General features: G+C 35.2%; 12 protein-coding genes. 5 read left to right on the top strand and 7 right to left on the bottom strand.

What is annotated here, in order from left to right:
* Positions 1-3: 3 nt before the first annotated feature.
* Together B9Y84_RS03765 and B9Y84_RS03760 are read left to right on the top strand one after the other, a co-directional pair.
* Positions 4-1,860, top strand: coding sequence for a hypothetical protein (locus B9Y84_RS03765; protein WP_085515747.1), 1,857 nt, complete (start codon positions 4-6; stop codon positions 1,858-1,860).
* A gap of 172 nt (positions 1,861-2,032) precedes the next feature.
* A complete protein-coding gene (locus tag B9Y84_RS03760) occupies positions 2,033-2,521 on the top strand; it encodes a fasciclin domain-containing protein (RefSeq protein ID WP_085515746.1) in 489 nt (162 codons plus the stop codon).
* Positions 2,522-2,586: 65 nt separating this feature from the next.
* Here B9Y84_RS03760 and ispE read toward each other — a convergent pair whose 3' ends face one another.
* From ispE to B9Y84_RS03745, 3 genes are all read right to left on the bottom strand, one after another.
* Positions 2,587-3,387 carry a 4-(cytidine 5'-diphospho)-2-C-methyl-D-erythritol kinase gene (ispE, locus tag B9Y84_RS03755; RefSeq protein WP_085515745.1) on the bottom strand — a complete coding sequence of 267 codons (801 nt, stop codon included), beginning with the start codon at positions 3,385-3,387 and terminating at the stop codon, positions 2,587-2,589.
* 79 nt (positions 3,388-3,466) lie between these two features.
* Positions 3,467-4,276, bottom strand: coding sequence for an enoyl-ACP reductase FabI (locus B9Y84_RS03750; protein WP_085515744.1), 810 nt, complete (start codon positions 4,274-4,276; stop codon positions 3,467-3,469).
* A gap of 108 nt (positions 4,277-4,384) precedes the next feature.
* Positions 4,385-5,305 carry a mechanosensitive ion channel family protein gene (locus tag B9Y84_RS03745; protein ID WP_085515743.1) on the bottom strand — a complete coding sequence of 307 codons (921 nt, stop codon included), beginning with the start codon at positions 5,303-5,305 and terminating at the stop codon, positions 4,385-4,387.
* Positions 5,306-5,361: 56 nt separating this feature from the next.
* Here B9Y84_RS03745 and B9Y84_RS03740 point away from each other — a divergent pair, with 56 nt between their 5' ends.
* Together B9Y84_RS03740 and B9Y84_RS03735 are read left to right on the top strand one after the other, a co-directional pair.
* On the top strand, positions 5,362-6,225 hold the full coding sequence (locus B9Y84_RS03740; protein ID WP_085515742.1) for a peptidase associated/transthyretin-like domain-containing protein: 864 nt from the start codon (positions 5,362-5,364) through the stop codon (positions 6,223-6,225).
* A gap of 19 nt (positions 6,226-6,244) precedes the next feature.
* Positions 6,245-7,159: a carboxypeptidase-like regulatory domain-containing protein gene (locus B9Y84_RS03735; RefSeq protein WP_139827932.1), complete on the top strand. Its 915-nt coding sequence runs from the start codon at positions 6,245-6,247 to the stop codon at positions 7,157-7,159.
* A 5-nt stretch (positions 7,160-7,164) separates the two neighbouring features.
* On the opposite strand, the gene lhgO is transcribed toward B9Y84_RS03735, so the two are convergent.
* The gene (lhgO, locus tag B9Y84_RS03730; protein WP_085515740.1) at positions 7,165-8,358 is read right to left on the bottom strand and encodes an L-2-hydroxyglutarate oxidase; all 1,194 of its coding nucleotides are present in this window, start codon (positions 8,356-8,358) and stop codon (positions 7,165-7,167) included.
* 199 nt (positions 8,359-8,557) lie between these two features.
* Positions 8,558-9,859 carry a tyrosine--tRNA ligase gene (gene tyrS / locus B9Y84_RS03725; protein ID WP_085515739.1) on the bottom strand — a complete coding sequence of 434 codons (1,302 nt, stop codon included), beginning with the start codon at positions 9,857-9,859 and terminating at the stop codon, positions 8,558-8,560.
* 250 nt (positions 9,860-10,109) lie between these two features.
* Here tyrS and B9Y84_RS03720 point away from each other — a divergent pair, with 250 nt between their 5' ends.
* Complete coding sequence (locus B9Y84_RS03720; protein ID WP_085515738.1) at positions 10,110-11,132, top strand: synaptic vesicle VAT-1 family membrane protein; 1,023 nt, start codon at positions 10,110-10,112, stop codon at positions 11,130-11,132.
* Between the two features lie 92 nt (positions 11,133-11,224).
* On the opposite strand, the gene B9Y84_RS03715 is transcribed toward B9Y84_RS03720, so the two are convergent.
* Together B9Y84_RS03715 and B9Y84_RS03710 are read right to left on the bottom strand one after the other, a co-directional pair.
* A complete protein-coding gene (locus B9Y84_RS03715) occupies positions 11,225-11,947 on the bottom strand; it encodes a tetratricopeptide repeat protein (RefSeq protein WP_085515737.1) in 723 nt (240 codons plus the stop codon).
* Positions 11,948-12,035: 88 nt separating this feature from the next.
* Positions 12,036-12,914 (bottom strand): alpha/beta hydrolase, encoded by an 879-nt coding sequence (locus tag B9Y84_RS03710; protein ID WP_085515736.1) that lies wholly within the window; start codon positions 12,912-12,914, stop codon positions 12,036-12,038.
* Between the last annotated feature and the right edge of the window lie 30 nt (positions 12,915-12,944).

Genomic DNA, 12,944 nt, shown 5'->3' with positions numbered 1-12,944 from the left:
ACCATGTTGAGGATAAAGTTTTTATTCATTTTTTTATTTATTGGGTCTTTCAACCTTATTGCTCAAAATGAGATAGTCTTGGAATCGCCTGCTTTAGTTGAAGCTCAAGCAGGGGAAGGAGTGGTTTTCTTAGTTAAGTACAATAAAGAAGGAAATCAGCAGCTTAAACTTACATGGAAGAGCGATATTTTAAACGCTGATTTTGACGATCAGGAAGGAGAGTTCTACTGGGAGACTGGTGCTGATGATCTCGGATTACATTCTGCATTTTTCTATTTAAAAGATTCTTCCGATAATATTATCTCGACCTCTAAAACTTTAATCAAAGTAAACGCGAGGCCTTCAGTTCCTACTATTGATATGGAGCCCGATTCTTTAGACAGCAGAGCTTTTATTAAATTACTACAGGGAGAACCTTATAATCTTGAATTTATTGCTTCAACCAGGAATAGCAGGAATGTCGATGATGTTGTTTTGACCTACATTTGGAATAATAACACTGACTTAACCACCATTGAAAAAGCTGAAACACATGTAGTTGGGAATCGCCTGTTGCTTGATTGGACACCTAGTCAAAGTCAAGCTGCTAAAAAATATTTTGATCTAGATCTAATTGCGATAGATAACACAAATGCAGTTAACAGAAGAAAGTATCGTTTTCAAATCGTTGGTCAAGAATTACCCCCTAGACTAAGAAATAATGTAAACGACACCTACATTATAACTGCAGACCAAGAATTGGATATTGATTTTTCAGTCTATGATCCTAATAATGATCCTGTTGTTTATTCGGTTGATATTCCTTTAACAGTAGGAGCGCCAACAATTAATGAAAACGGAATATTTACTTGGAAATTAAGTTCCATGGAAATGAGCAATATCAGTGCAGAATTTCCTGTAACGATCAAATTGAAAGCAGAAGAAGCAGAAGATTCTCAGCATTTCGTAGAAAAAGAAATCACGGTGCTCAAAAGTGAGCAAAACGATCCACCTTTGATTACCAAGCTAAGTAACTTAAGTATAAGGGAAGGTTATGATATTAAGAGACGGGTTTTTATTCAAGACAATAATCACCCTATCGAAGAACTGAAGTATTCCCTCGAGAATGAGCCTGACTGGCTTTATGTTCAGCAAGAAAACGATAGGCTTTTCTTAATGAGCGACACACTAGATTTTGATATTGTAAAAGCCGATGGAATCCCGGTTCAATTTGATGTGTTGTTCACAGTCACAGATCCCGAAGGGGCTACTGATAGTAAATTCTTTACAGTGACTGTCAATGAGGGCGTAAATACTGAGAAATTGTACGGCCAATTGATTGATTATCAAAGATCAACGGACGCCCTGCTTGTGGGGTTAAGAAAGCAAATTCGAGAATTAGATTCGAGGGTACAAAGGAATCAAAGGCTTAAAAAAGGACTATTATTCACTACTTTTTTCTTAGGTAGTTTTAGTGCTACTGGAGCATTTTTTGAAGATCATACCATTGCCAATGAAGCCATTCCATATGCTGGTGCTCTTCTTGCAATTACCAGTAGTGTGAATGCCCTTGCCTTTAATCAAGAAAATAAAGTGATTAATCTAAAAGGACGATTAGAGGATGTTGAAAAATCAATAGTAAGGAATAAGAGCTATTTGAATACCTATTCTATCGATAACCAGACTGATGATGAACTCAGAAATAGTGAATTAGTCAATAGAGTCCAATCTTATAGGCAAGCCTTAATAGAGCAACGCATCGAGTTGAGACGGTTGGAAGATGAATATCGTGAATTGAACTATGTCCAACGAAAAGTGAGAAGATTCAACAGAAAAGGGAAAGCGGAAAATTTAAGATGGAGTTTTATCGATACGATTTAATTTAGCTTAGTCCGTTAAATCTGATGTTATATCCCGCGAAGTTGTAATAAATTTTATGCTGCATTTAGTTCTATGAAATCAAGATAGTGTTCGATTAAAGATTTTTTGAAATAGATCAGTTAAACAAATCCAATCAATTAGGGTTTCATTACTTCACTAAAAAAACGACAGTATGAAAAAGTTATTGAAATCAATTGTATTAAGTGCATTAGTAGTTGGATTATCGTTCTCAGTTAAGGCTCAAGATAAGAACATTGTTGAGTTAGCAGTCGGTACTGAATCTCTTTCGACTTTAGTAACAGCAGTCAAGGCGGCAGGTCTAGTAGAAACTTTAAGTGGAAATGGTCCTTTTACTGTGTTCGCCCCAACCAATGCTGCGTTCGAAGCTTTACCTGCTGGAACTCTTGAATCATTATTGAAGCCTGAGAATAAAGACCAATTAGTAGCAGTCTTGACCTATCATGTAATTGGTGCTAAAGTAATGTCAACTGATTTGAAAGAGGGTCAAAAAGCCAAAACAGTTCAAGGAGAGGAAGTAACGATTAGCCTAAAGGGTGGTGCTTCTGTAAGTGGAGCTAAAGTTGCAAAAGCTGATATCGAGGCATCCAATGGTGTAGTGCATGTAATTGACGCAGTGATCTTACCCCCTTCGATGAAATAGAGTATTATTATGGTTGACTAAATTATCTAACCTCGGAGTTTGCTCCGAGGTTTTTTTTTGAAGAATTATAATTTCAACAGGTAATCAGCTTCAATTGTTTCTGAATCAATGCTACTATCAAAAATACCAAATACAGTAGAGCCACTTCCCGTCATACTTGCATAAATAGCTCCAGAATTGTACAATTCACTTTTGATTTCTGCTAGTTTCGGATATTTTTTAAAAATCCCCTCTTCAAAATCATTTCTTAATATCCCTTCCCATTCTTCAATAGAATGATTTTCGATTACTTCTTTAACAGAAATTTTTGATTGTTGTGGCTTAATAGAACTGTAGGCTTCTGCGGTGCTGATATGAACAGCAGGGTAGACTAGCGCTAAAAGATATCCTGATAAATCAAGAGTGCTATTTTCAAAAATCTCCCCTCTGCCACTAACTATTTTTGGTTTGTTCTCAATAAAGAAAGGACAATCACTTCCTAATTTTAAAGCATGAGCTTCAAGCTTTTCCTTGGAAATATTCAGCTTGAAATAGTTATTGAGCAGGCTAAGCATAAATGCCCCATCTGCAGACCCTCCGCCCATTCCTGCACCCATTGGAATATTCTTATGCAGAATTATATCTACTGGTCTAAGATCATAATCTGATTTCAGTAAGTTATAAGCTTTTAGTACCAAATTATCAGCAGAATTACCTGAAATTTCTAAACCAGAAGTCTCAAAACTTAATTTATCGGAAGGAATGATTTCCAAAGCATCTCTTAAAGGGATAGGGTAAAAGCAGGATTCAATATCATGATAGCCATCTGTTCTTTTTGAGGTGATATTGAGCCCTAAATTGATTTTAGCATTTGGGAATTTTAGCATTGGGCGATAATTGAATTAAAAAAACCTTCCAAATTTATTAATCTGGAAGGTTAATTGTCATATTTAATTTGATGATTGATTATTTCATTTCCTCAATCAACTCTTCAGATATACCCGTGAAAGAATAACCACCATCATGGAATAAGTTCTGCATGGTAACCTTCTTAGTGAAATCAGAGAACATCATGATGATATAATCAGCACATTCTTCGGCAGTCGCATTGCCTAATGGTGACATTTTTTCAGCAAAATTGTAAAATGACTCAAAGCCACTGATTCCAGATCCTGCTGTTGTGGGAGTAGGGGATTGAGAAATAGTATTCACCCTTACATTTTTCCTTTTACCAAAGTGATAGCCATAGCTTCTTGCAATAGATTCTAAGAGCGCTTTCGCATCCGCCATATCGTTATAGAAAGGATAAGTACGCTGTGCGGCAATATAGGAAAGACCTAAGATGGAACCGTATTCATTCATGATGTCCATTTTATCCGCTGTTTGCATCATCTTATGGAAAGATACTGCCGAGATATCGTAAGTCTTTTGCAGCCAATCATAATTAAGGTCATTGTACGCTTTTCCTTTTCTCACATTAGGGCTCATCCCAATTGAATGCAAAAGAAAATCGAAATTACCGCCTAAGATTTCCTTTGATTCTGTATATAATTTAGTGATATCATCAACTGAAGTAGCATCAGCTGGAATTACCTCAGTATTACATTCTTTAGCCAACTCCTGAATTCCGCCCATTCTCAAGGCAACTGGAGCATTGGTTAAAACAAATTTCGCACCTTGCTCTTTTGCTTTTAAAGCTACTTTCCAAGCAATAGAGTTCTCATCTAAAGCACCTGTGATAATTCCTTTTTTTCCTGCTAATAAGTTATTTGACATAGTTTTCTGTATTGTGTTTAGGCAAAAATATAAATTAATTATGATTATGGCATAAGGATTTAGAATATAGTGAATCAAATACTTAGTATGCGACAAAGCATTCAAGTATTACTTATTTCTAGTGTCCGGCTTACCTTCTGTATGATTGTAATAAATTCTTTGTGTAGGGTAAGCAAAATCGATATCCTGATGCTTTGCAAAAGTATCAAGAATTTCTTCCCATACCCCATTTTCAGTAACTCTTCTTTTCTTGGGCTCTGATAAAAATCTAATGGTCAATTCCACTCCACTATCTTTAACCGAGGTATAGACAATAGGGGTGAGGTTACTGTAGAAAATCATAAACTTTTTAGAAGCTTCAAGCAATTTTCTTTTGGCTGAGAATGATAATTCTTCCGCATGATTATTGATAATTTCTTCTAATAATGTTTTTGCTTTCCTCCAATTGCTTTCAAAAGTAACCAATACGGGCATTTCGAGCCAAATGTGACTGAATCCTTGATTGTAATTAGCTTGACTTACTTTGAAAACCTCTCCGTTGGGAATATGGATAATTCTGCCAGTACTTTGATCAGCTCCGACCCAGTTTCCAATTTCGTTTACTGTAAATTGAAAAAATCGAATATCAATAACATCTCCAGCTACATCACCTATTTCTATTCTATCGCCTACTTCAAATGGTTTTCTAATAATAATAAAAAGCCAAGAGGCTAAATTTACAATGGGTAACTGTAAAGCAATGGCCAAACCAGCACTAACAAGACCTAAAAAAGTACCGATGGAATCAATCTTTTCAATCCAAATATTCACTAAAATGATGAGTAATAAAATGTAGTAAATATTTTTTACACCATTTTTCCAGAGATAGCGCTCCTTTGCATTTTTGAAATTCTTAAAAACTAATTTAAGCGCTGAAAACCTTAGAATGACTAAAATAACAATGCTAAGCAGGCTAAAAAATATTTTAGATTGGATATCCGGGTTAATATTCCAATATTCTTCGAAATATGAAATGATTTCTTCGGTCATTTTTTAATTACTAACTTTAAAAATTAAACCTCAATTTAATTAATTCTATACTAAAAATGCGAGTATTAGCGATATTGATTTTCCTTCTAATTTCTACTAATTTAAAAGGACAATTGTCAGGTTGTGTGTACGATAAAGCTACTAAAGAGCAACTATCATATGTCAATATATGGTATTTTAACGAAGAGGAAACTTCAGGGACTACCGCAAAAAAGAATGGCCATTTTAACTTTAATGAACTAGATACTACAAGGTTTTTATCTTTTAATAAAGCGGGCTACGAAATTCTTAAAGTAAGACCAGATTCTAATGTATACGATGTTTATTTATCTAGATTAAATGAATCAACAAACCAGTTGTCTCAACCAGCAAATGGACCGAGAAGAGTGGGAATTGGCTTTGATTTTAAAAATGCAACTTCATATGCCTCACTGAGCATTACTAAATCTGATCCTGTTATTTATGCCCAGTATTTCTCAACAGGTGATTATCACTCATACAAAATAGAGAAAATAAATGTATCTCTGTCTAGTAGAATTAATAGTTTGATTAATATTAGAATTTATGAAGCAACTGAAGACCTTAAACCAGGAAATCTCTTGGATTTTAAAGACATTTTAAGAAAAATTAAGGTTGGAAAAGAAAGCCATACGATTAGGATGGAAGACTTGAATATTAGAATTTCCAAAAACGGGTTTTTTGTAGGGATTGAAAAATTAATTATTGAGCAAAATATGATAAGTTTAAATGAAACAGATTTTAATAACAATCAAAAAGTAGAAGTGAATGAATATTATCCATCAATAAACCTATTTCCAACTGAGAGTTCTAATTTGCTATATGCCTATATAAAAGGAGAGTGGATGAAGTTGGATAATTCTAAAATAAGTTTAGGTATCAATATAGATCTGAAGAGATAAATAGTTTTTAATTATAACTTTGAAGAAATTGAAATATAACCTCTTATTGTATTATAAGAAGAAATTAGTACTTGGCTTTTTACTATTGATGCAGTTTTCTGCCTTTTCTCAATTGGAAGTCGTGGTGGTCAATATGGAAACAAAAGAACCAATTCCTTATGCATCTATTTACCTGAAAAACACCGAAAATGGAACAAATTCAAATTTGGACGGTCGTTTTAAACTTCTTCTAAATCAGAATGATACATTAATGATTTCTTCTATTGGATATAAAAATGTAGAATTTCCATACTCTTCTATTGAGGATACTCTATTTCTGGAAGAGGATATCAAGCAAATGAGCGAACTTATAGTGACTTCGGATAGAAGCTTGAAAATATTTCCTGCTAGAAACGTAATTGGAGAGTTAAAATCCTCATTTTTTACAGATAATTATTGGTTAGGTGCTGGGGGAAGACCTTATAAAATTGCTAGGTTATTTCAATATGAAAATAGGTTTGAAGAAACCCGCTTTTTAGAATCAATAACGCTTGAGACACTGAGTTATATAAACGGCGCTAAATTTTCTATAAATTTTTTCACTAAAGGACTGGATGGGATGCCAAAAGATCCCTTGTTAAAAGATTATATAGTTTTTGATTGTAAGAAAAATAGAAGTAAGGTCAAAATACCTTTATTGGATTATAATATATATTTTCCTAAAAAGGGCATATTTGTTGTTATTCAATTCTTAAGCATCGATCAAAACAGGTCAATAAGAGATATTCCTTTAAAGTATGCAGAGAAGGAATACCAGTATAAATATAATCCATCCTTTTCATTGGTGAAAACGGAAAGTCCTTCACTTTATACTTATATCAACAAAGCTCAGAAATGGGTTTTATCTAAAAATAAACTTAGGGAAATAGAAGCTGAATTGGTTTTGATTGAGTAGTTGCTTTAGAACCTCTTCAAAGCCAATTCGCTCACATGATCACCAATCGATAAGGAAGAGGTTGCTGCTGGAGAAGGTGCATTACAAACATTGATTGCATTGCTTTCCTCTAAAATCAAGAAATCGTCTATCAAACCTCCGTTTCTATCACAAGCCTGAGCACGTACACCAGCACCACCAGGTGTCAAGTCAGATTCGGTAATGTCTGGTAATAATTTTTGGAGAGCTGTGGTAAATGCAGATTTAGAAAAAGATCGGTACATTTCGCCAAAACCTGTCTTCCAATATTTAGCAGCCACTTTCTGAAATCCCGGCCAAGCTAAAGATTCTCCCAGTTCTACCAAGTTGAATAATGATTTTCTATAACCTTCTCTTTTAAATGCCAAGACTGCATTTGGACCTGCTTCTATACCTCCATTGATCATTCTAGTAAAATGAACACCCAAAAATGGAAAGTTCGGATCAGGTACAGGATAAACCAAATTTTTAATTAGATACTGCTTTTCGGGTTTGATCATAAAATATTCACCTCGAAAAGGAATGATTTTTAAATCAAGCTTTTCTGAGGTTAGTTTTGCTATTTTATCTGAATATAAACCTGCACAATTTACTACGAGCTTAGTATCGAAACTTTCTTTATTAGTGATGACAGTCGTAATTCCTCCATTTTCTTTAATGTTATTTACTTTCTGATCTAAGCTAATTTCTCCTCCTAAGGCCTGAAATTTTTCAGCATATTTTAAGGAAACTGCAGTATAATCTATAATGCCAGTTTGAGGGACATGGATTCCGGCTATTCCATTTATATAAGGCTCCCTTTCTTTTACTTCTTCTTTGGTGAGTCTAGACAAATTTTTCAATCCATTTTGTTCGCCTCTTTCTTCAATCATGGAAAGGGTGGGGAGCTCGCTTTTATCTGTGGCTACTATGACCTTACCGCATAATTCATAAGGTAGACCCTCTTCATTGCAAAATTTAAGTAGTTGATTATAGCCGTCTATGCAGTTTTTGGCTTTTAGACTGCCAGGCTTATAATATACACCTGAATGAATCACACCACTGTTATTACCAGTCTGATGTTGTGCTAGTTTATCTTCTTTTTCCAACAACAGAACAGAAAGCTTGCCGTTTTTTTGCTTTATTTTCAAAGCTGTTGCTAGTCCAACAATACCGCCACCAATTATGATTATGTCTTTCATTTCTTAAGATTATAGAGCCTAGATAATAGATTCTAGACCTTTGTTTTCAAATACTGTAGTGGTTATCTTCTGTCTTTTTAAATATAGACTAACAATGTTTTAAGGTTACCTGTACACTCCAGTCCTGACTTCGCGTTTCTAACTGTTGACTTCAACTATCATCCAACTTTTCAACTTGACAAGCTGGAAACTTGTTCACTTAGTTTATTGTCACCAAATAATAATTCTTTTTACCTCGCTGAACTAGTATATATTTGCCCTGTAGCAAGCTTAGTTCAACTGCAGCATTGGCATCCAAGATCTTCTCCTTATTGATGCTTACGCCACCGCCTTTAATCATCTTTCTAGCTTCTCCTTTGGAAGGGAAAATTACTTTTTCAGTCAGTTCAGACAAGAAGTCTGTTACATTTTCAGTTTTGTCCAAATCGGATCGAGATACCGTTACCTGCGGTACGCCTTCAAATACGCTTAAGAGAGTGTCTTCATCAATGCTTTGCAATTCTACTGTGGTAGATTTACCAAATAGAATAGAAGAAGCTTTTAAGGCCATCTCCAAGGCTGCTTGTGAATGAACCCTAACAGTTAATTCCTCTGCTAAAGCTTTTTGTAAAACTCTAAGATGCGGAGCCTCATGATGTTCCTTTTCCAGTTCTTCAATTTCTTCTTTGCCTTTAGTGCTAAAGATTCTGATGAAATTACTCATATCTTCATCAGAAGCATTTAACCAAAATTGATAGAATTTATAAGGGGACGTCTTTTTTGGATCCAGCCAAATGTTACCACTTTCTGTTTTACCAAATTTTGAACCATCAGCCTTTTTGATCAAAGGACAAGTGACAGCAAAAGCTTCTCCTTGATCTATTTTTCTAATCATTTCAGTTCCAGTGGTGATATTTCCCCATTGATCAGACCCACCCATTTGGAGCTTACAGTTTTTTTCGCGAAACAAATGCAGGAAATCATATCCTTGCACCAATTGATAAGTAAATTCTGTAAAACTCATTCCTTCACTTGATTCTGATGACAATCGTGTCTTAACGGAGTCTTTGGCCATCATATAATTGACTGTAATATGCTTCCCAACATCTCGGATAAAGCCCAAAAAGCTGAAATCTTTCATCCAGTCGTAGTTATTGACTAACTGCGCACTATTTTCTCCTTTAGCATCAAAATCTAAGAAGTTTTGAATTTGCGCTTTTATAGAGGCTTCATTATGGCGTAAAGTAGGCTCATCCAAAAGGTTGCGTTCTTTTGATTTCCCGGAAGGGTCACCAATCATACCGGTTGCTCCGCCTAACAATACGATGGGCCTGTGTCCTGCATCTTGAAAATGCTTCAACATCATCACACCAACTAAATGACCAATATGAAGAGAGTCGGCAGTTGGGTCAATTCCAACATAAGCACTGCTCATTTCTTTAGCCAGTTGTTTTTCAACTCCTGGCATCATATCATGAATCATTCCTCTCCATTGAAGCTCTTCTATAAAATTCTTTTGCATATTAATTAGTGTTGAAAGTCGTAATATTTAATAGTGGCTGCAAATATAAAAGGCTTAGCAAGGAAATAATAGCAAATTTGAAAATAGATTAATTACTAGAATTTAGAGTCTAGAAACTAGAAACTAGAGTCAAAACGTGAGATATCAATAAGCGTTGCTGCCGTGAAGAACTGAGATTGGCTCCTATTAGTTGATGGAGATGAAAATAAAACCATCATGATTCCGTATTTTTGAGCTATAAAGTAAAACTATGCCACTAAGAAAATCATATCGTACGCACAAAGCAGGCTCTTTTAAGAGATTAAAATTAGTAGAGGAAGAATTGGCTAATCCTCAGGATCATGAAGTACAGGTGAAGGTAAAAGCGGTCGGACTTAATTTTGCAGATGTTTTTGCTATTCTAGGTTTGTATAGTGCAACTCCAGAAGGGTCGTTTATTCCAGGCCTAGAATACTCAGGCGAAATCATCGCCAAAGGTTCTAAAGTGCAAGACTTTGAAATAGGAGATCGAGTAATGGGAGTAACGCGCTTTGGAGCTTATACCACTCACATCAATATAGATGGTGCGTATGTCAGTAAAATTCCCGACAGCTGGTCTTATGAGGAGGGCGCTTCTTTTTTGGTCCAGGCTTTAACAGCTTATTATGGATTATTTTATTTAGGGAATTTGCAAAAAGGGGATACGGTGTTAATTCATTCTGCTGCAGGTGGAGTTGGTATATTAGCGAATAGGATGGCTCAAAAAAGTGGAGCTTTCACTATCGGTACTATTGGCTCTGCGGCTAAAATTAATTTACTCAAAAAAGAAGGATATCAAAAGTATATAGTCCGTTCGAAACACTTTAAAAAGGATTTAGAAGAAGCCTTGCATGGAAGAGCGCTTGACGTAATCATGGAATGCATAGGAGGGAAGATATTTAAGATTGGTTATGATATGCTGGCTCCGCAAGGCCGAGTTGTGAATTATGGTTCAGCCAGATATGGTGGTACTAGTAATTCCCCTAATTGGCCTCGACTTGCTTGGTTATATTTAACCCGCCCGAAGATTGATCCTCAGAAGATGATTGAAAACAATAAGGGAATATTAGGATTCAATTTGATTTGGCTTTACGAGAAGAAAGAGTTGATGCAACAGATCTTGAAAGAATTGGAAGCCCTTCATATGGAACCTCCTTTTATTGGCCATCGATTCAATTTTGAACAAATGCATGAAGCGTTGAAATTGTTTCAGTCTGGCAAAACCACAGGTAAGGTAGTGCTAACGATTGACTAGCTAGAATTTAGAAAATAGAGTCTAGAATCTAGAGTATAGATACTAGAACCAAGAGTTAATACTTCCTACTTCTGACTTCCAACTCCCAACTTCTAACTACCAAACACTTTCCCTTTTACAAAATCCCAAAATTCCTTTCTCTCCTCTGAGGACGTTAATAACGCTTTTACCGTATTTCCAAAATTTGATTTAGCCTGTTCTTTTTGATTTGACTTAATGGTAGGTAACGGAGCAGGTTCTGGTTTAGGCTGAGGAGTGACATCGGCTTTTTCATCACTCGATTTTTTCATGCCAAAATTCTTGGGATCTAATTTTTCAGCATCCTTGTAATGCTTTTCCGCTATTTTATGATTGCCCATTTTACCTAAAACTAATCCTAAGTTATTATGCGAAATAGCATCTTCCGGATCTAATTCAAGTGCCTTTTGATAATCATTTTTAGCTCCTTGCAGATCATTTAAGTGATCTTTAATGAAGGCTCTACTAGCATATCGGAATGGGTTCTCGGGTTCCATTTCTACTGCAATGTTGAAGTCGGACATAGCAGCGTCTTGTTTCTTGGCCATATAATAAATCAAACCTCGCTCAGCGTAAAGTTCAGCGCTATCGGGCTTAAGTTTTATTGCTTTACTTAAATCTGATTGAGCAGCCTGATAATCTTTAATCTTAAAATAAGCTTTGCCTCTTTGATAGAATGCAACAGGATTTTGATTGTTTTTTGTAATGTATTGTGAATATAGATGTATTCCTTGTTTAAAATCGCCTTTTTGGCAGTAAGATGAAGCTGTTTCTAAAAGTATATTAATATTTTCCATGAAAATTATTTTTAAAGAAATAGAATTAGCACAAAACTATATAAGTTTTAACTAATGAAATACTCTGAGGTTTGTCAAATTTTGGATTTCAATCTTTATTATTATTTGAGATAAAGGATTCTATCCAATCATAGGCCTTATTGTTGCTATTGAAGAATTGCAAGATCATAGGAATATGCTTTTTCCCCTCTTGTAAGTGATAGTTGGGGTTGGGATTTGTTTTTTTGTACTCCTCTAAAAACCTATCTGTGCTGGAGATGATCCCAGGTAGTGTTTTTCCTCCCATCATAATCAATAATGGAGGATCATTTTCTTCTATAAAATAAATAGGAGAGGTTTGTTTCCAGATTTCAGAATCATTGGTGAATGTTTTCAAATATGAGGTACCGGCAGGATAATTCTTCTTTTTTAGAAAGCCATACATGTCTAAGCCTGCTGCATCAATCAAAATAGCTCCTTTTATAGGGTTTTCTATGTTCAATTCTTCAAAATATTCTTCTTTCAAACTAACAAGTGCTGCCAAGTGTCCTCCAGCTGAGTGGCCCGAAATATAAATTTGACTGGGGTCTCCTCCATAATCCTCGATATGTTCATTCACCCATTTTACAGATTTTGCAACGGCAATACTCATGTCTTTAATATTGTATTCGGGACTAAGCGGGTAGTCAATGTTTACTGCTACGATTCCTTTACGGGCTAGTCGTTTGCCAAAATAATTGTATAGCTCCTTTTTACCGGAATTCCAGCTGCCACCATGAACAAATATGAAAACGGGTTTTAGGTTAGTCACTTTTTTGGGAGAAAATATATTTAACTGCTTTTCTGGTAAGTTAGTGCTAGAGTCTTGCTCCATATAACTGATGTCTTTCGATTTAGTCACCTTACAGCCTGAAAGGTAAAAGATTGAAAGTATAAGAATAATTGAAAATGTGATGTAGGGTAATTTTATAGATTGTAATTTTAGCATTTCGCTTTAACTCTTTTGATGATGATAAGT

This window comes from Marivirga sericea (genome assembly GCF_900177665.1).
GTDB classification, from domain to species: domain Bacteria; phylum Bacteroidota; class Bacteroidia; order Cytophagales; family Cyclobacteriaceae; genus Marivirga; species Marivirga sericea.
Note: the sequence above shows the minus strand (reverse complement) of the source record. Positions and strands in the feature narration are given on the sequence as shown.